Raw genomic sequence first — 21,658 nt, 5'->3', positions numbered from 1 at the left:
GTGCTGACGTTCGGAGTATCGCCCCAGGTTTAATCTGGGGGCACCCTACCGTTACCGTTCGGACTCATCACCGCAGAGCCCAAACGTCATCTGAACTGCCTATCGTGGGCACGAAACCTTTTTTAAATCGTGGACAAAAGATAGTACGAGATGGAGTGCCTAGCTAAGAGTACGTTCGACACAGCCGACAGTGCCGTTTCACTGTGGAGGGGATACCAATGAGCGCCGTCGATCGGTTCTCCACTGCCGCGTCGAACGCCGGCGCAACAGTTCACGCGGTAGACCGTTCGGAAGCCGCTGAAACCATTGCGGAACTCGCTTGTCAGCCCGCAATCGGTACGCCTCTGTCGTTTGATGGTGTATCGCTTCCAGAGATGATCGAGACAGATCCAAATAAGGCCGAGTTGCAAGTCGCCGAAAGCGGTATCACGTCCGCACCACTGGGTGTCCAATCTCTTGGAAGCGTCCTCATTCCATCCGATGAGCGGATGGGCGGACCGTTCAGTCTCTTCCCAGAGCGGCACATAGCAGTCGTCGAAAGCGACGACCTGGTTCGGGACGTAGAAACAGCGTTCACCCGGATTGCCGATCGGTATCGGACAGACGGAAACGACGCCGTGCTCGTTACTGGGCCGAGCACGACTGGCGACATGGGTGCGCTCGTGACGGGTGTACACGGACCCGGGGAGCTACACATTGTGGTGATCGACGATGAGTAGTGAGTCCACAGACGATGACCTCGCGGCCGGTATTCGTCATCTCATGAAGACGGAAGGAGAGATTATTTCCGAGAATACGCGGCGGCTTAACGTCGACAGATACCGCGCCTTCGAGGAGCTCGGAGAGAATCGACATGAGGAATTGCGTGAACGGGCGCGTTCGATCAAGGAAGACGCAATCGAGCGGCTTCCTGAATTGATCGAAGAGTTGACCGAAAGTATCGAAGCAAACGGTGGCTCCGTCTATATCGCCGACAATGCCGACGATGCTAATGAGTACATTCGTGAGGTCTGCGAACAAGCAAATGCCGAAACGGTCGTGAAAAGCAAGTCGATGACAAGTGAAGAAATCGAGGTCAATACTGCGCTCGAAGACGCTGGAATCGAGCCTGTTGAAACTGATCTCGGCGAGCTGGTCATTCAGATCGCCAACGAAGAACCCTCGCACATCGTCGGTCCCGGCCTTCACAAGTCAAGAGACGAGATAGCCTCCTTGTTCAACCAACACTTCGATCCCGAGCAGCCTCTAGAAACCGCAGAAGAACTGACTCGGTTCGCACGCGACCATCTTGCCGAGCAGATTGACGAAGCAGATATCGGGATGACGGGGGCAAACTTCTTAGCCGCGGACACGGGTACGATGGCTCTCATCACCAACGAAGGCAACGCGCGAAAGGTAGTCGAAGCCACGGATACGCATATCGCTTTGGCCGGCGTCGAAAAGATCGTTCCTTCGATCGAAGATCTCGCTCCGTTCGTTCAGCTTGTTGCACGTTCGGGAACAGGACAACCGATAACCTCGTATACACCGCTGTTTTCGCCACCGATAGACACCCCACCGGTCGACGCAGAGGAGCGAGAGTTTCATCTCGTATTGATAGATAATGGTCGACTGGAGATGCGGGAGGATGACGAGTTGCGAGAGACGCTTTACTGTATCCGCTGTTCAGCGTGTCTCAACTCCTGTGCGAATTTCCAGTCGGTCGGCGGTCACGCCTTCGGTGGCGAAACGTACACCGGGGGGATCGCTACTGGCTGGGAGGCGGGCGTCCACGGACAGGAATCGGCAGCCGAGTTCAACGATCTCTGTACTGGCTGTTCTCGCTGTGTCAATCAGTGTCCTGTAAAGATTGACATCCCATGGATCAACACAGTCGTTCGCGACAGGATCAATCGCGGAAAAGATCCGAAAAAATTTGATCATCTCGTCGACAGCCTGCTGCCGGACGAAGAGCCCACTGGAACTGATCTGGATAAACGGTTCTTCGGAAACTTCGAGACCATCGCAAAGCTCGGGACTGCTACCGCACCACTCTCGAACTGGGTTGCTGACCTCGGCCCGACACCGAAAGTGCTCGAACGTGTGATCGGGATCGACTCCCGCCGTGATCTACCGTCCTTCGCTAGCGAAACGCTATGCGAGTGGTTCGAGTCGCGCAACGTCCAGGAGCCGGAGGATCCCCGGAGACGGGCCGTTCTTTATCCTGACCTCTATACCAACCACATCGATCCCGAACGTGGAAAGGCAGCAGTTAGAACGCTCGAAGCACTTGACGTGGCCGTCGAGGTTCCAGCCGTCCGTTCCAGTGGCCGTGCGCCACTATCACAGGGAATGATCGAGACCGCACAGGATCACGCTGAGGACGTCACGGATCGTCTCACACCGTACATTGAAGAAAACTACGACGTAGTCGTCGTCGAACCAAGCGATCTTGCGATGTTCCGACAAGACTACCAAAAACTTCTCGACGATGAGTCGTTCGGCCGGCTTGCGGAGAACAGTTACGAGCTCATGGAATACGTATATGGACTTCACGAGAATGGGGCCGGTCTCGAGGTCCTGTCCGGCGGAGCTGACTCTCCCGTGTTCTATCACAGCCACTGTCAGCAGAGAACGCTCGGTCTCGAGGCACATACAGTTGCGATCCTCGAAACCATGGGGTATGAAGTTACAACGAGTGATACCGAGTGTTGTGGCATGGCTGGCTCGTTCGGGTACAAAAACGACTACTACGAACTCAGTATGGAAGTCGGATCCCGGTTAAAGGACCAACAAGAGGATGCCAGTGGTATAACCGTCGCCAGCGGGACGTCCTGCCAGGATCAGATAGGCGACCTCACTGGTAGGCGACCCCCACATCCGATTGAACTGCTCGACCCGACTGCGAGCGGCTCGTGAGGAATCCGCCTGTCACACATCGCGGCAGTCAGCGTTATAGGTGATCTCGTGTACTCGTTTTTTACCGTTATATAGACCGAAAACGTCTCGTCCACAAACCGGGAGAGACAAGTGATAGAAACGAACTCTACGGAAGCCACCTCCGAGAGATGAAACCCAGCCCTCGGGGTTACTGACTCAGTTCATAGGGTATGTACGTCGTCAGATCAGGGATAAAGATCACCAACAGAAGAACGATGATCAACGGGATATACCACGGAAGCACCGCGTACATTACCTCTTCAAGTGTTGCGTCTGTGACTTTCTCGAGCACGAAGAGGATCACTCCGAACGGAGGGGTCAGAAGGCCGATCATGAGCGAGAGAATCATAACAATCCCGAAGTGAATCGGATCGATCCCAACCATATCGACGACAGGCATGAGCACGGGAACCAGAATCGTGATCGCGGCAATCGTCTCCATGAACGTCCCGACGACGAGGAAGAGCACGACAAGTAGTAGAAGAACCATCGTCGGATTATCCGTCACTGCGGTAACCGCGTCAGCCATCATCATCGGCAAGCGGAGTTCGAGAGCAACCAGTCCGTAGGCAGCCGCAACGGCGATAATGAAGGTCAGTGCGAACGTTTCGACTGTCGCATCGCGAATCTCCTCGATAATACCGGTGAGTGTGAGATCGCCCAGAACCGTCCCAACAATCAGCACATAGACGACTGTTATCGCACCAGCTTCGGTCGCTGTGAAGATGCCGGAAAGGATCCCACCAACGATCAAAACTGGGATCAGAAGGGCAGCGAACGCTCCCGAGAACGACCGAACGACGTTGGTGATACTGAATTCACCGGCACCGCCGTACCCCCGTTTCAAGGCGGCGATAAACACCATTCCAAGCAAGAACGCCCCGAGCAGGAGGCCGGGGATGACCCCGGCAAGAAAGAGATCGCCGATAGATTCCTCAGCAAGAACACCGTAGATGATGATCGGAACGCTGGGTGGAATGATCGGACCGATTATCGCTGAGCTACCAGTAATTCCGAGCGCAATATCCTTGTCGTAATCGTATTCACGCATTGCAGCGTATTCGATCCGGCCAAGACCAGCAGCGTCGGCAAGTGCGAGTCCTGACATCCCAGAGAAAATCATCGACGCAGTAACGTTCACATACCCGATGCCGCCCTTCACATGACCGATAATAGCGTTTGCAAACTCGAATATTTCCTCTGTCATCCCGCTCCGATTCATGAGTCTCCCCAGAACAAGATAAAACGGGATCGCAAGCAGAGTGAACGAGTTTAGACCGTACAGGAGCTGATTGCTGAGGAGGGAGGCGTTCATTCCAGGCCCATACGGTGAGACCATTACGACGATGACTGTCGCACCCATTGCCACTGCGACGGGAACTCCAAGCGCGTAAAGGAACAGCAGCGTCCCAAGAAACAGCAGACCGATAATCGCTAGCTCCATAGTCCACCTCGCTCTCCAAGCAGGTTTTTGAGCCACTCGGGAAGATGGTCTCGATACAGGATCTGGAGTTCATAAACTAGCATGCAGAGCAACCCACCCGAAATACCGAGATAGAGCATTCCGCTGGTTACGAACCCAACCCCACCGAGGTTGGATCCCCAGTTATTGATCGCCGCTGGGATCGTTCCCATAAGCGCAAACAGCACGAAGACAACGACCACGATGATGCTAATCAGATCAAACGAGTGTCTCACAGTGGGATGACGTTCCTCGAGTTTGTCGAGTACGAACGTCATGCGAATATGCTCACGGTTCCGAGAGGCCACGGCCGCGCCGAAGAACGTCGCGACAATGAGGGTGAACCGCGCTGCCGGTTCGGTCCACTGTGCAACAACAGGTAGATCTAGCAGTCGAATTAACACCTGCATGGTCGCGAGGACGATCATCAAGGAGAACATTCCGGATGCGAGATACAGGACCATCCGATCAAACAGACTCTCCCGTGAGAGATCCAGTGACTGGTCAACCTCCATGCTACCTCAACTCGTTTGTGGACAAATAAGCATTATGTTTCAATGAAGATACCAGCTCGTACTTTGGCTCTACACACGATACAGTCTATTGTTACAGGGCGAATGAAGGGAGCCAGCCTTAGCGTGACAGGAGCGGACGAGCAAGGGTAAGTCATGTGTTGAACAATGCTCAACTGTGTGGACGAGACGGTTCGCCAGTAGGAATGCTTTCGGTAACGGCACGCCGACGTAGGGGCGTGTCATTGTGATGTTTTGTGCCATGCCGGCCGCCACACCGACGAATCGAACCAGTCGTTGATCACTCGTATGGAGCCGATCGGAAACTAGTTTTGTTGGTTGCTCAGTAAGACGCGGTCAAGATCGACAAATATCGATCAAGGCGTTTCTATCATCGATTTCTCCTCAACAGTACTACCAGCCAAAATCGAGCAGGGCACACTGCATTCGCTGCGCTTCACGATGTTACCCTCTGACCTAGACACCGTATTCAAATCCAACCAAAACAATTATTATGGATGGTCGAAAATTGCCAATGGACGCCATGAGCAAGAGCTACAAACGGACAAGTCGAAGAGAGGTTTTGAATCGAACAGCAGTCGGTCTCGGCGGGATCAGTATTGTAGGGCTTGCCGGTTGTCTCGGAGATGACAACGGCGCCAGTGATGTGACGCTGGCAACCTCTTTTGAGGAAGGACACGTGTTGGTCGACGCCGCAGAGGAGTTCGCCGACCAAGTCGAAGATGAGACTGATGGTGCTATCTCGATCGAGATCACGCCTGGCGGAGCATACGGTGCTGAGGACGAAATCGCCGAACAGGTTCAGGACGGTGTTATCGAGATGCACTCCGGAGGTGGGATGCCGTATTCGATGTTTGCTCCGGAATATTACTTCTTTGACAACCCGTTCGTCGTCGAGGACCTCGACCATCTCCGGCAGATCGAGGATAGCGAACAATTCGGAACCGGACAAGAGATGCTCGCTGAGGAAGGAAACCAGCGCCACATCGGCTCGTTCATTTACCGAGGGCTCAGACAGTTTACTTCAAACGAGCCAATCCGCGAGCCGGCTGATCTCGATGGAATTGATCTTCGGCTGCCCGAGCTCGATCCCTGGGTGTCGATCTGGGAGGAAGTTGGCGCATCCGCAACAGCAGTGGCCCTTGATGAACTCTACAGCGGCCTAGAACAGGGAGTCGCCGACGCATCCGAGGGCGATGCCGAGCAGATCAGCTCGTTCAATCTCCACGAGGTCCAAGACTATCTGAGCCTTACCGAACACCAAGTACAAGCTGGTGGACTCTACGTCAACGAGGACTTTTTCCAGGGACTTGACGAAGCCGATCAGGACGCAGTACTCGAGGCCGCAGAAGCAGCCTCAATGACTGCCAGTCAGCAGTCCGAAGACGAAGAACAGGACATCATCGAGGAACTGGAAGCAGAAGGGATGGAAATCATCGATGATGTAGACCAGGGCGCGTTCCTTGATCAGGCGGAGCCAGCCGTCAATGAGCTCTTCGAATCGGAGTGGGAAGGTACCTGGGATGAATGGCGCGAGGTGTAGTTCGTTGAGTTAGCGATATTACGCGGTTCGGACAGTGGAATCAGAATCGATTATCAATACCCTGTTGGCACATACACCTGAGAGCGTTCAAGCGCTTCCAGTGACGGTTTGTTCAGCGGTTGAACCGCATTCGAATTCAGAACTGCGACCACGTCAGTCGTCGCTAGTTACAATTGTTACTGGGCCGTCGAACTCGAGAACAACTTGCTGCGTGAGGTCCCCGAAAAGTGCCTTGCCGACGGGGGACCGTTTTCGGCCAGCCAGAAACACGTGATCACAATCGTATTCGTCAGCAATATCGAGAACCGCGTCGGGACCGACGCCTACGATACCGATGGCTGTAGTAGCGACATCCGCTGGAAATGCCGATTCCGATACGCTCAACGCCTCCGCTTTGGCGGATTCCTCGAGTTCGGCGACGGAATTCATCTCTGCCCCCGATCGAGCATCCTGCTGTATCCCGCTTCTGTACCGCTCTTCGTCGACAAGTCGGCAAACGACGACGGAGGTGTCGCTGCCTGAAACATACTGGACCGCCGCTGACAGGAGCTGATCATTGGGTTCCTCGTCCGATATGAGGACTAGTATTGAGTCCATACATAGCCGTTTCAACTGTCGAACGTAAAAATCACCCGGAACAGGTGAGGAGTAAAATCTGCACCGTCCCCGATTCCATGGAAGTCGAATGTTGAAAGAACCTCGGGCGGGGTGGGTAGAAAGGCTCGCTTGCCAGTCCTCTGAATACGATGCCGGGCGGCGTTTCGCTGGGTACGGTACCAGTGTCACTCAGTTGAGCGATATATTTATCATTATAGTCCCGGCTAGGATTGGAGGCGACCCCGAAGTGCTTCGGACAGACCGCGACCATTGATTAGCGTTCGTCATCAGTAAACGAACGAGCGGGAGTGGCGAACGGTGGCTGTGATAGTTTGTTGGGGGTATCATCAGTAAAACCGGCACCTCTACTGTTATAATAGACGATTCGCGTTTGTTCCAGATGTAACGATGACGAAGCTGACATTGACGCCACCGTTCCGGTACTCCGAAAGACGGCCACAGCGCTGTTCATCAGGGAGTGGTAAATGAAGGTTCGTTCGAAAAGATAACAAATTCTCGCCTGAATCCCTTTTGTCGCTGACTCCACGGATCAGATCGATCCGGAAACGCACCTGCAATGCGGTGCTGAAAACACATTCCACAACATTGTTCGTGATGAATAAACGGCCAATGGGAGTATGTCGGATCCAATATTCCACAGTTACAATGAAGTTGCTGGCAGAGAACGGTGTGGGCTATTACACAGATCAGTCCGGATACGCACTATCGCAATCTCTTATTACAAAGGTACTGTCGTAAAAGAGCGCGATTATGGCAACCTATCAACCTAGCTTGTTCAATTCTAGCGAACGATAAGATGACGGTAGTGAATATTGGCCACAGCGGGTGCCTATTTCGACCCACAATACTGTGATTGACAGCGTCGATCAGGTTTTCCGATATAATCAGCATAAGCTTCGCAGAACAGGTCGCTGTTTCGTGGACGAACGGATTTTTGTCAATCAGCCATCCCGCATCTAATACGAGAGACCGGATACCGTCTTTCTCGTCGACACATACATTTTTCACTAAGCGACCGAACACTCATATATGGACGTACAGCCCACTGGTATCACTTGCCCACTCGTGACGCCTTTCGACCCGAGATCGAACACCATCGACGAAGACGCGCTTGAGGACCTCACAGATCATGTACTCGAGAGTGATATCGACGGTCTGTTTCCCTGTGGAACAGCAGGGGAGTTCGCAAGTCTCACACCCGAGGAACGTCGTCTAGTCTCCGAGATCGTGGTAGAGAGGACCAGTAGCGACACGACTGTTCTCGTGGGTGCCGCCGCAACCACGATTAGCGAAACGGTTTCATATGCGACCCACGCCGATAAAATCGGTGCGGATGCCGTCGTCGTTACCATGCCGTACTTTCACACGGCAACTGATCCAGAAGGTAATCGACAGTTCTTCGAGGCGGTCGCCGACCGATCGCCACTACCGGTATTGTTGTATAACATTCCGATATATACGGGATCCGTAATCGAACTCGACACTCTTGTGACCATCGCCTCCCACGAGAATATCATCGGTATCAAAGACTCGGGCGGTGATTTCGAGTACTTATCTTCGATACTCCGCCGGTTGCCTGATGACTTCGTCGTGCTGCAGGGCTACGATACGCTACTCACACCTGCACTCCGGATAGGTGCCGACGGTGGTGTAAACGCGGGATCAAACGTCGTCCCTGAGACGTACGCTACCCTGTATGAGACAGCCGAAACCGACCGCGGAAAAGAGTTTCAAGAAGCCATTTTTCCATTTTTCAACGCCTGCACGGAGTACGGGTTTGCACCAACAGTCAAAACTGCACTCGAGTATCTGGATGTACTCCCCAATGCTACTGTTCGACCTCCGCTCCGGCCGCCCTCTGAGAAGGGACGCGAGCGGATCAAAACGAGCATCGATAGTTTACGCGAGCACTGATGGTTCGGCCTAATAATACGCAGAGTATGTGCGGTGGGACGAACAGACTGTCGCGGCCGTCAGCTGTTTCGTTCGCTCCAATTAACCACTATACAAACCAAATATTTTGATGTTCATTTCTAAGAAGAGACATTCAGTGTCGAATGGTGTGGGGTAAGGGGACGCGTAAACCATTATAACGGAACTTGCTGATTTAAGACTATTCGCTTGGTTATCGGCGCAGATAGTAAACAAATAGCAAAAGTACGCTATTGGAAGCGATCCATGAATCATTGCTAGCTCCCGGAGCCTTGTCGAACCATGGAAGTTGATTTATACAGGCAGGGGGGCCTTTGTAGCATACATCACTCGAGGATCGCTCATTTCCACTTCTCGATGTTCTTCTGAACCTCGTTCTGCCCATTTATATTTTCGGTTTAATATAAATCCAATCAACATTATTTGCTCCAAGAGACCGATACTGATCGTACTGGGACCTAAAAAGTAGTAGTTCTATCACTTCCAGAAGTGGTCTGAAGTACAGTCAAGTAGATCCGTAGTCGACCGGATTGACCAACAACAAAAGACGATGGAGAGTTTTGTCGAAAAGGATCTAAAAGTACGTCAGAGCATTTAGGAGCATATATCTCCGTAGAATACCGTATGGGTAGATTCAGGAACTCACATTGTATTTCAACAGATCTATCGAGTTGTTATGCCAATTCCAACGAGAAGCTATCATCAATACAGAATTTAGTTATGGGAGAGTGGCACCAGTATTTAAGCCTCATTTTTAATATAGTTTGTTGAAAAAGACATCTTTATTATATTTAATCAATCTGACTGCGGCTCGTTATCATCCAGAGATATTCACGTCGACAACAGCGACGAACGGACTGACAGGAGAAAAGATAACTGACCCCTACCCAAAGGATAACCGATTTACATTACAAACCGAGATCGTATCGCTGTTCGCAGTAGGAGAGCCGTTTGTGTGGGTCAGCACTGGATCTACGTGGCGTAATAGCCAACGAGACCTGTTACGACGCTTCGACACTGACAGGAGAGGGACGGAGTTGTGCCAGTACCACAATAACAAACTAGGAACGATGATAGTAATCGAGATGTTATCACACCTCCAGTCCCGTCTCATCAATCATAGCCGGCGATTCAAAACTTCCGGCAATATGAATGCAATGGTACCTGGGTTACGAACGGACCTATCGTGATGAACTTATGGGCAAATAATCGGAGCGAAAGCAACCAGTCACAGCTCGAACCGCCGAACCGTCGAGTACTCCGGGCCGTCGGGCGTCAACTCGCTTTCGGTCAGCCGGACGTCCTCGACGGTCCACTCGCCGACGACTGGGTCGAGTTCGCGGACGCCCTCCTGTACAAGCTCCTTGCCACCCGCGTGATCCATCCGCGCGAGGGTGACGTGTGGGGTGAACTCGTGATCGTCGGCGTCGAATCCCAGATCGACGAGCCGCGGTTCGATCGCTTTGTGAAGGGTAGTGAGTTCCTCCGCCCCGACGGAGACGCCTGCCCAGAGCACGCTGATGTACTCCAGTGAGGGAAAGACACCGAGCCCCTCGACGCGAGCGGTGAAAGGGTCGATATCCGCGGCTTCGACCGCCTCGATGAGGGCCGATTTCACCGTCTTCACGCGGCTGGGGTGGACGTCCCCAAGGAAAAAGAGCGTGACGTGGGCCTGCTCGGGATCAGTAACGCGGAGCCCGCTTGCATCCGCAAACTCCTCTTGAACCGCCGCGACCTCGTCGGCGAGTTCGGTCGGTAGATCGACACTCACGAACAGTCGCTTGCTCATACTGATATTGAGTCACGGAAACATCAAAAAGGGATGCCACGGCTGTAGAGGGCTCGCTCTGTCAGTAATTTCGCGTTGTTCCGACTCTTGTCCCGGACGCCGCTTCAACACAAAAGACGCCCGTCGTGAATGACGGGTGAGGAGATTACGAGAAGATATCCTTGATCGCACCGATCAGTCCACCATTGCCGGAGGCCTCCTTCCGGTCTGTCTGCTCCTCAGAATTCTCATCCGACGCCGTGTCGGTCTCTTCTGTGGCTGTCTCTTGCTCGGTATCATCTGCCACGTCGACAGCATCCGAATCGCCGCCGGCTTTTTCGATGGCTTCGTCGATCAGTCCATCTGCATCGTTGACGGCCGCTTTGATGTTGGACTTGACCAGGGGCTTACCTTCGAACCGGTCCTGGCTGACGGACGTATCGGCCGCGATGATGACGGCATCGGCTGCCTGAATGGCCTCGCTGGAGAGTTCATTTTCGGTGCCCATCGCTCCCTGGACTTCGACATCGATGTCATGGCCGCGGTCCGTTGCGGTGTTTTCCAGGTTTTCGGCACCCATCTGACTGTGCGCAATACCGGTCGGACAGGCTGTGACTGCTACGAATTTCATTGTGAATCTGTTATTATTTCTCGTACTTCCGATTTAGTACTGGCGCTCAGCGCTCGTTCAGCGAGCGCTCGGGCCGATTCGGTATCCGTTTCGGTGACCTCGGCTTTGACCTCTGGGATCGTTACCGCGCTCATACTGAGCTCGTCGAGGCCGAGTCCGACGAGCAGTTCTGTGACGGTCGGATCACCGGCCATCTCACCGCACATGCCGATCCAGGCGTCGTTGTCGTGGGCTGCGTCGACGCTCCGGTCGATTGCCCGTAGCACGGCCGGATGGAGCGGATCATGGAGGTGGGCGACCGCGTCGTTCTCACGCGAAGCGGCCATAACGTACTGCGAGAGGTCGTTCGTGCCGATGCTGAAGAAGTCGACACGGCTGGCCAGTTCGTTGGCCATCATCACCGCTGCGGGCGTCTCGATCATGATACCGAGCTCGGGCCGATCGTAGTCGATCCCGTCCGCAGCTAGCGACTCGGCTGCCGCATCGACGACGTCCAGCGCTGTTTCGAGCTCCTCGACCGTCGACACTAGCGGAAACATGACCGAAAGCCGTCCATCTCCGTTCGCCGCAGCACGCAGGAGAGCGCGAAGTTGCGTCTCGAACAGGTCGCTGTCCTCGTCGAGCGATCGGCGGATCCCCCGGTTGCCGAGGAACGGGTTCTCCTCCTCCTTCGCATCGAGGTATGGGATCGGTTTGTCACCGCCGATGTCGAGGGTCCGAACGACCAGACGTCCTTCCGGGAAGGCTTCGAGCGCCTCTACGTACGACTCGAACTGTTCGTCCTCGTCCGGCGGCTGGTCACGATCGAGGAACAGGAACTCGGTCCGGTACAGGCCGATCCCGTCGGCACCTTGCTCGATCGCACCGTCGAGTTCGGCTGTCGTCCCCAGATTGGCTGCGACCTCGATTTCGACGCCGTCGGTTGTCTGGACGGGGTCGTGTCTGACTTGGACATCGCGACCTGCAGTGACCCGCTCACGGGTTTCCTGATCGGGATCGACGATGACATCGTCGTTCTCCGCGTCGACGGCGACATCGGCATCTGCTTCGATATCACGGAGCTCTTTCCCGACACCGACGACTGCAGGAATCCCCAGTGAACGGGCGAAGATCGCTGCGTGGGAGGTTCGCCCACCGGTTACTGTTGCGAAGCCCGCGACACGGTCGGGATCGAGCTGTGCTGTATCACTTGGTGTGAGTCGTTCGGCCAGTAGGACCGTTCCCTCCGGCAGGGACGCAAGATCCATCCGATCGCCACCCGAGAGGATTCGAAGAAGCCGATCGCGGATATCTCGCATGTCGTCCGCTCGTTCTGCCATCATCCCTTCCATCCCCTCGAACTGTTCGATAGCACTAGCGAACGCACGGTCGACGCCCGCCTCTGCGGCTGCGCCGTCGTCGATCGCCTCTTCGACGGCGGTGGTGATCTGTGGGTCATCGAGGAACTGCAGATGGGCGTCGAAGACTGCCGCTTCCTCCTCGCCGACGCGCTCTGCCGTGTTCTCACGCTCAGTCTCGATCTCCACGCGCGCCTGTTTCTGAGCACTGGCGAAGCGTTCGTGCTCCGTCTCCTGATCCTTGGGCTCGACGGATTCGGGATCCGGTCGCTCGTCCGGACGGTACCAGCGTGCCGTTCCGAGCCCAGAGAGCGGGGTCACGCCAACGCCTGGTAGGGTCTTACTCATACTCGGATTCAGGTGTCGTGAGGACTGCTGCGACCGCTTCGATGGCGGCTTCTTCGTCCGGTCCATCGGCTGTCAGCACGACTTCGTCGCCGGACTTTGCACCGATACCGGTGACTGCAAGCATACTCGCCGCATTGACCGCCTCGCTGCCCTCCGGCTTGACGGTGATCTCGCTGTCGTACTCGTTTGCCGTCTCGACAAACTTCGACGCCGGGCGCGCGTGCAGCCCGTCTTCAGGGACGATGGTGACTGTACGTTCGATCATTCGTCGATCGCCTCCAGTACAATCTCTTCGACCCGTTCCGGTGAGTCTGCCTCGTGGAGAGCATCGCGGTTCTCTTCGTGCATCAGCGAGCGCGACAAGGCGCTTAACATCGAGAGATGCTCTTCACCGCCCTCCTCGGGGACGAGTAACATGAATATCAGGGTGGCCGGTTTGTCGTCCATCGCGTCGAAATCGATTCCGTCGTCGACACGCGTAAACGCGATTGTCGGCGACGCCACGCCGGCGCTTTTCGCGTGTGGGATCCCGATTCCCATCCCGACACCGGTCGTTGCATCCTCTTCACGTGCGAGGAGGTCATTCAGTGCCTGTTCTCGGTCCGTGACTCGCCCTGCGTCGGCTGCCAGATCGAGCAGGAACTCGATACACGCATTTTTTTCGGCCGGTGCACCCTCTAGAGCGACGAGATCCGTCGTCAACGGTGTGTGGTCACTTTGGGTTGTCATAGTTGATGTAAGCGTTGGTGGGTGAAAGCGGTTTGTGTTGGTCAGTCTGCTGTTGCTTCGACGGAGTCGACTGCTGCTTGATCCGGCTTGAGTAGCGTAACGATCGCAGCGGTCACGATGGTTCCGATGGCGAGTGCGCCGAGGAAGCCAAGGACGTTCTCCGCCAGGATGACCACAAAGATACCGCCGTGGGGGGCTGGCATCCCGACGCCGAGCAGCAGCGCCGTAGCAGCGGCCGAAGCGCTTCCAATCATGATACTTGGAATCACGCGTAGCGGATCAGCGGCCGCGTACGGGATTGCCCCTTCCGTGATGAACGAGAATCCCATCGGGATCGCAGCGATGGCGTTCTCGCGCATCTCGTCGGGGTACTTGTGCGGGAACGCGAGGTTCGACAGCGCCAGTCCAAGCGGCGGGGTCATGCCAGCGATCATCACGGCAGCCATCGGTCCGGTGATACCGTCAGCCACCAGCCCGACGCCGAAGACGTAGGCTACCTTGTTGACTGGACCGCCCATGTCGAAGGCCATCATCGAACCGAGGATGAGGCCAAGCAACGCGGCGTTAGCGCCTTGCATACCTTCGAGTGTCGACGTCAGCGCGTCATCGACGAGTGCGATCGGGACACCGAGCCCTAGCACGACCACCGGTGCAAGTAGCGCGACCGTCAACACTGGAATCACCAGGATCGGCATCATCGGCTTGACAAACGACGGGACGGACCAGCTCTTCATCCAGCGTGCGACGTAGCCGGTGAGCAGACCGGCGACGATTGCGCCGAGGAATCCGGCAGTCGCACCGTCAGCAGCGAACCCGACAGTATCACCGGCAGCCTCAATGATGTGTGGCTGCTGAATCGCGTACGAGAGAATAAACCCTGGTGCAAGACCGGGCTTATCGGCGATCGCGTACGCGATGTACGCCCCGAGGATCGGGATCATTATCTCTAGCCCGAGGCCACCGATCTCACCGAGATACCAAGCGAGCGATCCAGTCTCCTCAAACAGGGTCTCGGTATCGCCAGCGGTGAACGGTAGCTCTGCTACCATGAAACCGACCGCGAGGAAGATCCCACCGATGGTAACGAACGGGATCATGAATGAGACCCCCGTCATGAGGTCCTCTTTTACTGAAGTCAGGTACGACCGTAATGCATTTTCGGCATCGTCTTTTGAGCTCATGGCCTCGGGCACTAATATACGTAAAAGAGTTAAAACACTTTGGAAGATTGTTCATTACTATCGATTAATTACGAAACTAAATATTATGGACAGAGATATATTTGATGTAAAAACTCATCTGGGCTGCGAAGACGGCCCCTAACCCCTGAAACAGCATTGTTGCTCGAATTTGCCGACTTTATCTTACAGAAACACTTTTATTTGTTTCTGTGCAGTCTTCCCTCCCCGAATCCCGGATTATTATTTACTCCCAGATGTCTTTGAATAGTATACCTCAGAATGTACAGCTGTTGTTAATATTGACGACAGAAATAAAACATATCAGCTTGAATTCAGTTCGGGGCTTCTGCGTGGTTACTCTCTCACTATGATGTGTAGGACCGGCACTCACAAGCAATCGGAGGACGTTTGTCGCCCCGAGTTCAATTGATATCGTTGATGGACGGGGATTCTCCACTACACACTGCCGATGGAATTACGGATCGTATCGAAGCCGCTCTCGGGACCGACATCCGATCGGTAAACGAACTCGATGGGGGCCTAGTGGGACGTGTGTTCCGTGTTGAGCGTGTCGACCATCCGCCGGTGGTAGCCAAACTTGACGACAACCCGTTGGACAACGAGGCACGGATGCTCCGCTGGCTCGCTACGGAGACTGAGCTGCCAGTCCCTACAGTCAAACACGTCGAAGAGGGGCTACTGGTGATGGAATATTTCGACGGTGACGGTAGGTACGATGAACAGACCCAACGAGCGCTTGCAGATCATCTCGCGGCGCTGCACGATGTGACTGCTGATGCCTATGGGTTCTCTTTCGATACGCTTTCGGGACCGTTCTTGCAGTCGAACCCGTGGACGGACTCGTGGATCGACTTCTTTCGAGAACAGCGCATCCTTCCATTTGCTCGCGCGGCCAGGGACGATGGGTCGCTTCCGGAAGTGACGTTTGACCGCGTCCTCACGCTTGCTGACCGTCTAGACGAGTTGCTCGTTGAACCTGACGAGCCAGCGCTTGTCCACGGGGACATCCATCCCGGGAATACGGTAGTTCAGAACGGAGCGGTACGGGCGGTGCTTGACCCTGCAATCTACTTTGCCCACGACGAAATTGATCTTTCATACATCGCTCGGTCGCCGGAGATCAGCGATGCGTTCTTCGATCAATACCAGCGCCACCGCGGGATCGACGAGGGGTACTTCGACCGGCGACAGGGCGTCTACAACGCCTTTCATGCACTCGAAAACGTCCGGTTCTTCGGGGCTGAGCGCCTGCCTCGTCTAAGAGATACGCTCGACCAAATCAATTGGTAAAACGCTAGTATTCGAGGTCGGGGCTTATGGGCCCGTGTCAATCGATGCGTATGGGTCGTCCGCGCAAAACTAGCTAGCTGCCCAGGCCCCTACCCACCGGATAGGCGTTTACGTCGGGGGAGACGTCCATTCGGCAAGCGTGTGCATCGGGAGACGAAGACACTCCGGAAGCCCAGACGACCGCAGGAGCCAGCGGCGACTGGCACGGAGTAAAGCGCTAGACGACCTGAACTCCGGTTCCGCGTGCGCCCGCCAACGCAGGTCTTAACACCGCGCCAGCCGAACTATCTGGCATGACTGATCCAGCCGACGACCCGAAAGAGGACCACGAGTTCTCGGAGGGCCAGGGCTTCTCCGGGGAGTACGACGAGTTCGATCTCGACCCGCCCGAACTCGACGTCGATCCGGACAAAGTCGATCCGGTCGACTCCCGTGTGATCCCGGATCTACTCGACGAGGAGACGACGGCGAACGAAGACATCGATGCGAACGCCCTGCTCGATGTCGGGCTGAACTACATGGGAATCAACCGCTACGAGCAGGCAACGGAGACGTTCGAGCGGACCGCCCGCTTCGCCGAGGACGAACGCCTCGAACAGGAAGCGTGGGTAAACAAAGGTGTTGCCCACGCCGAACTCGAAGAATGGGACGCGGCGATCGGCGCGTATCAGGAGGCGATCTCGATGGACGCCAGCAGCGATCACGCCGCGACCGCCGAGACGAACCTCGCGTACGCCCTCTGGGAGTCCGGCCGGAGCGAGCAGGCCCTCGAACACGCCGAACGCGCCGTCGAGATCGACCAGCGGTTCGCCGAAGCCTGGTACAATCGTGGCTTTCTCCTGCTCGAACGCGGCCTCGCCGAAGACGCACTGAACGCGCTCGATAACGCCATCAGGCTGGGCATGCGCAATCAGGTCACGCTCGAAGAGAAAGCCCGCGCCCTCGAAGAACTGGGCGAGTACGACGAAGCCGAAGAGATCGCAGCGGAGGCCGAGGACATGCGCCGACAGGCAGAAGGGGAGATGATCGACGAGGAGATCAGGGAGTGATCGTCAGCGAGCGCACGACCGAGAAGGGGCTGCTCGTCACCGTCTGCGATCCGGAGACGCTCGGCGAGACCTACGAGAGCGGCGATATCTCCCTTACCGTAACCGAGGAGTTCTATGGCGGGGAGGAGGTCACCGAAGACGCTGTCGTCGACAGTCTCTCGCGGGCGACGATCGCCAACATCGTCGGGACCGAGGCGGTCGAACTGGCGATCGAGCACGGCTACGTCGACGAGGCGAACGTCCTCGAACTCGAGTCCACGCTGCACGCACAGGTTCTGCGGCTCGCCTAGCGGTTCGTCGATCCGCCGCCAGTGTTTACGAGTATGATTCCCAGCAGCGATAGCCCCGCGAGACCGAGACCGATCCACCCAAGCCCGCTGTCGAAAATCAGCGATGCGAGCGCATGAAAGACGCCGACGAAAGCGAGACCGAGCAGGAGGAGGCTGATACCGAGCGCACGTTTCGTCACCATACCGGAGCGCAGGCGCACAGAAACTTAAGCGTCGCCCTCAGCCCAGATCCGCGTTTCTAAATCGGAGATACCCCAGCGCGACGGGGACGACGAACCAGGCGAGCAACACGACCGCCGAGAACCACTCCGAGAGGTAAAATGGAACCTCCCCGATCACGACGTCTTCGAGCGGTTCGTTCCCGACGACGTTGACGCCGATCGGGAACTGCAGGGTCAGCGGAAACACTTGCTGGTCCATCAGCCCGGAGGCGACGACGCCGTAGGCTTCCATCGGATTGAGTCGCTGGAGCGCAAGCGCCCACGGCTCGATTCGGCCGTCCATCGGAATGATTCCCGGCGGGAACGCCCCGGTAGCGAACCGGTAGATACCGCCGACGAAGACGTCCCAGAAGCCCAGAAAGACCAGATACGTCCCGACGACGCCAGCCATTGCACGCCCGCGAGATGCTACAGCTGCCGAGAAGCCGACGGCGATACCGACGAAGGCAAAGCCAAGCAGCAGAGTCGCGACGGCGAGGCCGAACAGCTCACCGACCGCCACTTCGCCGAACAGCACCAGTCCGAGCACCAGCGCGACGGCGAACGCAGCAAGGACGGCGGTCGCGACGACGCCCGCTCGCCCGAGAAGCTTTCCGGCGACGACGTCCTCGCGCGTCGGTGGAAGACTCAACAGGATCTTGATACTGCCCGAACGACGCTCGCCGACGATGGCCATGTAGCCCACGATCAGCGCCGCGAGCGGGACGATTACCTGCATCGGGAGAGCGAGTATTGCCGCCAGCTCGTCCGCCGGTGCACTGCCCTCGAAGTATCGGACGGCACCGTAGATGAGTACTATCAGCCCGACCAGCAGACCCGTCATCGACCAGAGCATCTGCGAGCGGACGGCGTCCTCGAAGTCCTTGCGGGCAACCGTTGGGACGCTCATGCGACCACCTCTTCGGGGGTATCCCCCTCCGCATGCGTGGAGCCATTGCCGGTGAGTTCCGCGAACAGATCGTCGATATCCTGGTCCTCGACCTGGATGTCGAGCACCGTCGTTCCCGCATCCTCGACGTGATTGATCGCTTTCGCCTTGGCCGCCGACTCGGTACAGGTGACATCGAGCGTGCCGTTGCGTGCCGTTGCACCCGAAACACCCGCGATGTCGGGGAGCGTGTCGACAGTTCGCTCCGGAACGTCGTCGACCGAGAGTTCGAGGTGGGCGTCCCCGCCGATCCGGGCGTGGAGTTCGTCGAGGGTTCCGACGGCGACCAGTTCGCCCTCGTTCATCACGCCGATCCGGTCACAGACTTCCTCGACGTGATCGAGGATGTGGCTCGAAAAGAACACGGTCGTGCCACGCTCGGCTTCTTCGCGGACGATCTCTTGCATCTCTCGAATACCCGTGGGATCGAGACCGCTGGAGGGTTCGTCCATGATCAGCAGATCGGGCTCGCCGACCAGTGCCATCCCGAAGGCCAGGCGCTGTTTCATCCCCTTCGAGTAGTCGCCGGCGTTTCTGTCGGCCGGATCACCGCCCAGACCGACGCGTTCGAGATACTCCACTGGGTCGCCGTTCGCACCTTTCGCACGCTGGGCGAACTCGATGTGTTTGCGCCCGGAGAGGCGTTCGTAGAGGTCAAACCCCTCGGGGAGAACGCCGACACGTTTGCGAATCTTCTGGGACTCTTTCTGCGTGTCATAGCCCAGCACCGTGGCGGAGCCGCCGGTCGGTCTGGCAAAATCGAGCAGCATGTTGATCGTCGTCGACTTCCCGGCACCGTTCGGGCCGAGGAAGCCAAACACTTCGCCGTCGTCTATCTGGAGGGACAGGTCGTCGACCGCGACGACATCGCCGAAGCGCTTGCTCAGCGAGTTCGTTTCGATAGCGGGCATGTCGTTTGCAGTATCGAGAGGGTGTATATTAATACCGGCGTCATAGTTTCCGGCCCAGAAACGGTAGGCCGTTTCATGCTCCGTGTGGCCGTCTCCCCGTCGCACCGAAGGAGTGTTTTGTGTGGAGACCCTCCCGACTAGCAATGGGAACGCAAAAGACTGCACCACTCGACGTCGAGCGGATCCGCGAGGACTTCCCGATCCTGCAACGGCGGGTCAACGACGACCAGCAGATCGTCTATCTCGATAACGCGGCGACGACCCAGACGCCGAATCAGGTCATCGACGTGTTCGGCGAGTACTACCGCGGGTACAACGCAAACGTCCACCGGGGCATCCACCATCTCAGTCAGGAGGCCTCCATCGCCTACGAGGAGGCCCACGACCGTCTCGCCGACTTTATCGGCGCGAGCGGCGGGCGCGAGGAGATGATCTTCACCAAAAACACCACCGAGAGCATGAATCTCGTCGCGTACGCGTGGGGATTGAACGAACTCGGTCCCGGCGACGAGGTCGTCCTCACGGAGATGGAACACCACGCCTCGCTGGTCACCTGGCAACAGATCGCCAAGCGTACCGGTGCGGACGTGCGGTACATCCGTGTCGACGAGACCGGACGGCTCGACATGAATCACGCCCGCGAGTTGATCGGCGAGGACACCCAGATGGTCAGCGTCGTCCACGTCTCGAACACGCTCGGGACGATCAATCCCGTCGCCGAACTGGCAGATATCGCTCACGAACACGACTCGTTTATTTTCGTCGACGGTGCACAGGCCGTCCCGACGCGTCCGGTCGACGTCGAGTCGATCGACGCAGACTTCTACGCGTTTTCCGGTCACAAGATGGCTGGGCCGACAGGGATCGGTGGCCTCTATGGGAAAAAGGAGATCCTCGAAGGGATGGAACCGTTCCTCTACGGCGGCGACATGATCAAGAAAGTCACCTTCGAGGACGCGAAATGGAACGATCTGCCCTGGAAGTACGAGGCCGGAACTCCTCTGATCGCCGAGGGCATCGCCATGGCACAGGCAGCCGACTACCTCGACGAAATTGGGATGGAAAACGTCCAAGAACACGAAGAACAGCTGGCCGAGTACGCCTACAACCGCCTCTCGGAGTTCGACGATATCGAGATCTACGGCCCCGAACCCGGCCCCGAGCGCGGCGGGCTCGTTGCCTTTAATCTCGATTCAGTTCACGCGCACGACCTGGCCTCGATTATGAACGACTCGGCAGTCGCCATCCGTGCCGGCGACCACTGTACCCAGCCACTGCACGACAAACTCGGTGTCGCCGCCTCCGCACGGGCTTCCTTCTACATCTATAACACTCGTGCGGAGATCGATATCCTGATCGATGCGATCGACGACGCCCGCCAGCTGTTCGCGTGAGCGAGCAGCGTCGGGATCAATCAACCATCTAACTTTTACTGGCTACGGAACCCCATGCGTTCACTTCGAGGGGTGTCAGCCCCTTGCTTGTCTGACATGCGTCGGCCAGCAACGAGGGGTTTTTTAAAGGACGAGTGAACAGAGGGGGACAATGAACGTACCACCGGAGATGACGCCGCTGTTCGGGACTGTACTCGTCGTGGTCGTCATCGGCGTTGCGGGCGTGCTCTGGTGGCGCTCGCGACGGGGATCCGACAGGAGGGCCTCGAAACGGGCCCACGAGAAAGCACAGGCCCGGGATGCCCCGGTCGAGAAAGGTGAGATTATCGAGGCCGGCGTCGAGGAACTCACTGAACACCACAGCGGGGAGACCGACGCGGTCGTCAAAGTCGAAGGGTTCGTGATCTTCGTCAAGGACGTCCCCGACGATATACAGCCCGCCGATATGCTTCGGGTCCGCGTGCTCTCGTTCAACCGGAAAGGCACCTCCGCAAGCGGGAAGCTGCTCGAACGGCTCTGAGGCGGCGATCTATCCCAAACGACCCCTAGCGAT

Annotated in this window: 21 protein-coding genes; 9 read left to right on the top strand and 12 right to left on the bottom strand. The window is 56.7% G+C overall.

Annotation, left to right across the window (positions count from 1 at the left end):
• Positions 1-218 precede the first annotated feature (218 nt).
• Together AArcS_RS01145 and AArcS_RS01140 are read left to right on the top strand one after the other, a co-directional pair.
• Entirely contained in the window at positions 219-719 is a 501-nt protein-coding gene (locus AArcS_RS01145; RefSeq protein WP_238478593.1) for an LUD domain-containing protein, read from the top strand.
• On the top strand, positions 712-2,898 hold the full coding sequence (locus AArcS_RS01140; RefSeq protein WP_238478592.1) for an LUD domain-containing protein: 2,187 nt from the start codon (positions 712-714) through the stop codon (positions 2,896-2,898). The genes AArcS_RS01145 and AArcS_RS01140 overlap by 8 nt, the downstream gene beginning before the upstream one ends.
• A gap of 169 nt (positions 2,899-3,067) precedes the next feature.
• Here the strand turns inward: AArcS_RS01140 and AArcS_RS01135 are convergent, their stop codons facing one another.
• The gene (locus AArcS_RS01135; protein WP_238478591.1) at positions 3,068-4,363 is read right to left on the bottom strand and encodes a TRAP transporter large permease; all 1,296 of its coding nucleotides are present in this window, start codon (positions 4,361-4,363) and stop codon (positions 3,068-3,070) included.
• Positions 4,354-4,896 (bottom strand): TRAP transporter small permease, encoded by a 543-nt coding sequence (locus tag AArcS_RS01130; RefSeq protein WP_238478590.1) that lies wholly within the window; start codon positions 4,894-4,896, stop codon positions 4,354-4,356. Before AArcS_RS01130 ends, AArcS_RS01135 begins: the two co-directional genes overlap by 10 nt.
• Before the next feature lie 541 nt (positions 4,897-5,437).
• Between AArcS_RS01130 and AArcS_RS01125 the strand changes: the two genes are divergently transcribed.
• The gene (locus tag AArcS_RS01125; protein WP_238478589.1) at positions 5,438-6,457 is read left to right on the top strand and encodes a TRAP transporter substrate-binding protein; all 1,020 of its coding nucleotides are present in this window, start codon (positions 5,438-5,440) and stop codon (positions 6,455-6,457) included.
• 153 nt (positions 6,458-6,610) lie between these two features.
• Here the strand turns inward: AArcS_RS01125 and AArcS_RS01120 are convergent, their stop codons facing one another.
• The gene (locus tag AArcS_RS01120; RefSeq protein WP_238478588.1) at positions 6,611-7,054 is read right to left on the bottom strand and encodes a universal stress protein; all 444 of its coding nucleotides are present in this window, start codon (positions 7,052-7,054) and stop codon (positions 6,611-6,613) included.
• A gap of 1,050 nt (positions 7,055-8,104) precedes the next feature.
• Here AArcS_RS01120 and AArcS_RS01115 point away from each other — a divergent pair.
• Positions 8,105-8,989: a dihydrodipicolinate synthase family protein gene (locus tag AArcS_RS01115; RefSeq protein WP_238478587.1), complete on the top strand. Its 885-nt coding sequence runs from the start codon at positions 8,105-8,107 to the stop codon at positions 8,987-8,989.
• A 1,246-nt stretch (positions 8,990-10,235) separates the two neighbouring features.
• Here AArcS_RS01115 and thpR read toward each other — a convergent pair.
• From thpR to AArcS_RS01085, 6 genes are all read right to left on the bottom strand, one after another.
• Positions 10,236-10,796: an RNA 2',3'-cyclic phosphodiesterase gene (thpR, locus tag AArcS_RS01110; RefSeq protein ID WP_238478586.1), complete on the bottom strand. Its 561-nt coding sequence runs from the start codon at positions 10,794-10,796 to the stop codon at positions 10,236-10,238.
• 145 nt (positions 10,797-10,941) lie between these two features.
• Positions 10,942-11,406, bottom strand: coding sequence for a PTS fructose transporter subunit IIB (locus AArcS_RS01105; protein WP_238478585.1), 465 nt, complete (start codon positions 11,404-11,406; stop codon positions 10,942-10,944).
• Positions 11,403-13,091 carry a phosphoenolpyruvate--protein phosphotransferase gene (gene ptsP / locus AArcS_RS01100; RefSeq protein WP_238478584.1) on the bottom strand — a complete coding sequence of 563 codons (1,689 nt, stop codon included), beginning with the start codon at positions 13,089-13,091 and terminating at the stop codon, positions 11,403-11,405. Before ptsP ends, AArcS_RS01105 begins: the two co-directional genes overlap by 4 nt.
• Entirely contained in the window at positions 13,084-13,356 is a 273-nt protein-coding gene (locus AArcS_RS01095) for an HPr family phosphocarrier protein (protein WP_310736980.1), read from the bottom strand. Before AArcS_RS01095 ends, ptsP begins: the two co-directional genes overlap by 8 nt.
• The gene (locus AArcS_RS01090) at positions 13,353-13,820 is read right to left on the bottom strand and encodes a PTS sugar transporter subunit IIA (protein ID WP_238478583.1); all 468 of its coding nucleotides are present in this window, start codon (positions 13,818-13,820) and stop codon (positions 13,353-13,355) included. Before AArcS_RS01090 ends, AArcS_RS01095 begins: the two co-directional genes overlap by 4 nt.
• Positions 13,821-13,861: 41 nt before the next feature.
• Positions 13,862-15,001, bottom strand: coding sequence for a PTS fructose transporter subunit IIC (locus AArcS_RS01085; protein ID WP_238478582.1), 1,140 nt, complete (start codon positions 14,999-15,001; stop codon positions 13,862-13,864).
• A 438-nt stretch (positions 15,002-15,439) separates the two neighbouring features.
• On the opposite strand from AArcS_RS01085, the gene AArcS_RS01080 reads away from it, so the two are divergent.
• From AArcS_RS01080 to AArcS_RS01070, 3 genes are all read left to right on the top strand, one after another.
• A complete protein-coding gene (locus AArcS_RS01080) occupies positions 15,440-16,312 on the top strand; it encodes a fructosamine kinase family protein (protein ID WP_238478581.1) in 873 nt (290 codons plus the stop codon).
• Positions 16,313-16,605: 293 nt separating this feature from the next.
• A complete protein-coding gene (locus AArcS_RS01075) occupies positions 16,606-17,361 on the top strand; it encodes a tetratricopeptide repeat protein (protein WP_238478580.1) in 756 nt (251 codons plus the stop codon).
• Positions 17,358-17,651 (top strand): DUF424 domain-containing protein, encoded by a 294-nt coding sequence (locus AArcS_RS01070; RefSeq protein WP_238478579.1) that lies wholly within the window; start codon positions 17,358-17,360, stop codon positions 17,649-17,651. The genes AArcS_RS01075 and AArcS_RS01070 overlap by 4 nt, the downstream gene beginning before the upstream one ends.
• Here AArcS_RS01070 and AArcS_RS01065 read toward each other — a convergent pair.
• From AArcS_RS01065 to AArcS_RS01055, 3 genes are read right to left on the bottom strand one after another with little or no spacing between them, the layout of a single operon-like run.
• On the bottom strand, positions 17,648-17,833 hold the full coding sequence (locus AArcS_RS01065; RefSeq protein ID WP_238478578.1) for a hypothetical protein: 186 nt from the start codon (positions 17,831-17,833) through the stop codon (positions 17,648-17,650). The genes AArcS_RS01070 and AArcS_RS01065 overlap by 4 nt on opposite strands.
• Positions 17,834-17,870: 37 nt before the next feature.
• Positions 17,871-18,761, bottom strand: a complete 891-nt coding sequence (locus tag AArcS_RS01060; protein WP_238478577.1) for an ABC transporter permease subunit — start codon at positions 18,759-18,761, stop codon at positions 17,871-17,873.
• Positions 18,758-19,711, bottom strand: a complete 954-nt coding sequence (locus AArcS_RS01055; protein WP_238478576.1) for an ABC transporter ATP-binding protein — start codon at positions 19,709-19,711, stop codon at positions 18,758-18,760. The genes AArcS_RS01060 and AArcS_RS01055 overlap by 4 nt, the downstream gene beginning before the upstream one ends.
• A 143-nt stretch (positions 19,712-19,854) precedes the next feature.
• Here AArcS_RS01055 and AArcS_RS01050 point away from each other — a divergent pair, with 143 nt between their 5' ends.
• Complete coding sequence (locus AArcS_RS01050; protein WP_238478575.1) at positions 19,855-21,105, top strand: aminotransferase class V-fold PLP-dependent enzyme; 1,251 nt, start codon at positions 19,855-19,857, stop codon at positions 21,103-21,105.
• Between the two features lie 151 nt (positions 21,106-21,256).
• Positions 21,257-21,625, top strand: coding sequence for a TRAM domain-containing protein (locus tag AArcS_RS01045; protein WP_238478574.1), 369 nt, complete (start codon positions 21,257-21,259; stop codon positions 21,623-21,625).
• Positions 21,626-21,658: the final 33 nt, after the last annotated feature.

This window comes from Natranaeroarchaeum sulfidigenes, from assembly GCF_017094485.1.
Classification (GTDB): domain Archaea; phylum Halobacteriota; class Halobacteria; order Halobacteriales; family Natronoarchaeaceae; genus Natranaeroarchaeum; species Natranaeroarchaeum sulfidigenes.
The sequence above is the reverse complement of the archived record's forward strand: the minus strand, read 5'-3'. Positions and strand labels throughout refer to the sequence as shown.

Bases quoted from the DNA above. Each gene is read 5' to 3' on its own strand.
- AArcS_RS01145 (WP_238478593.1), top strand. From the start codon at position 219: ATGAGCGCCGTCGATCGGTTCTCCACTGCCGCGTCGAACGCCGGCGCA.
- AArcS_RS01140 (WP_238478592.1), top strand. From the start codon at position 712: ATGAGTAGTGAGTCCACAGACGATGACCTCGCGGCCGGTATTCGTCAT.
- AArcS_RS01135 (WP_238478591.1), bottom strand. From the start codon at position 4,363: ATGGAGCTAGCGATTATCGGTCTGCTGTTTCTTGGGACGCTGCTGTTC.
- AArcS_RS01130 (WP_238478590.1), bottom strand. From the start codon at position 4,896: ATGGAGGTTGACCAGTCACTGGATCTCTCACGGGAGAGTCTGTTTGAT.
- AArcS_RS01125 (WP_238478589.1), top strand. From the start codon at position 5,438: ATGAGCAAGAGCTACAAACGGACAAGTCGAAGAGAGGTTTTGAATCGA.
- AArcS_RS01120 (WP_238478588.1), bottom strand. From the start codon at position 7,054: ATGGACTCAATACTAGTCCTCATATCGGACGAGGAACCCAATGATCAG.
- AArcS_RS01115 (WP_238478587.1), top strand. From the start codon at position 8,105: ATGGACGTACAGCCCACTGGTATCACTTGCCCACTCGTGACGCCTTTC.
- thpR (WP_238478586.1), bottom strand. From the start codon at position 10,796: ATGAGCAAGCGACTGTTCGTGAGTGTCGATCTACCGACCGAACTCGCC.
- AArcS_RS01105 (WP_238478585.1), bottom strand. From the start codon at position 11,406: ATGAAATTCGTAGCAGTCACAGCCTGTCCGACCGGTATTGCGCACAGT.
- ptsP (WP_238478584.1), bottom strand. From the start codon at position 13,091: ATGAGTAAGACCCTACCAGGCGTTGGCGTGACCCCGCTCTCTGGGCTC.
- AArcS_RS01095 (WP_310736980.1), bottom strand. From the start codon at position 13,356: ATGATCGAACGTACAGTCACCATCGTCCCTGAAGACGGGCTGCACGCG.
- AArcS_RS01090 (WP_238478583.1), bottom strand. From the start codon at position 13,820: ATGACAACCCAAAGTGACCACACACCGTTGACGACGGATCTCGTCGCT.
- AArcS_RS01085 (WP_238478582.1), bottom strand. From the start codon at position 15,001: ATGAGCTCAAAAGACGATGCCGAAAATGCATTACGGTCGTACCTGACT.
- AArcS_RS01080 (WP_238478581.1), top strand. From the start codon at position 15,440: ATGGACGGGGATTCTCCACTACACACTGCCGATGGAATTACGGATCGT.
- AArcS_RS01075 (WP_238478580.1), top strand. From the start codon at position 16,606: ATGACTGATCCAGCCGACGACCCGAAAGAGGACCACGAGTTCTCGGAG.
- AArcS_RS01065 (WP_238478578.1), bottom strand. From the start codon at position 17,833: ATGGTGACGAAACGTGCGCTCGGTATCAGCCTCCTCCTGCTCGGTCTC.
- AArcS_RS01060 (WP_238478577.1), bottom strand. From the start codon at position 18,761: ATGAGCGTCCCAACGGTTGCCCGCAAGGACTTCGAGGACGCCGTCCGC.
- AArcS_RS01055 (WP_238478576.1), bottom strand. From the start codon at position 19,711: ATGCCCGCTATCGAAACGAACTCGCTGAGCAAGCGCTTCGGCGATGTC.
- AArcS_RS01050 (WP_238478575.1), top strand. From the start codon at position 19,855: ATGGGAACGCAAAAGACTGCACCACTCGACGTCGAGCGGATCCGCGAG.
- AArcS_RS01045 (WP_238478574.1), top strand. From the start codon at position 21,257: ATGAACGTACCACCGGAGATGACGCCGCTGTTCGGGACTGTACTCGTC.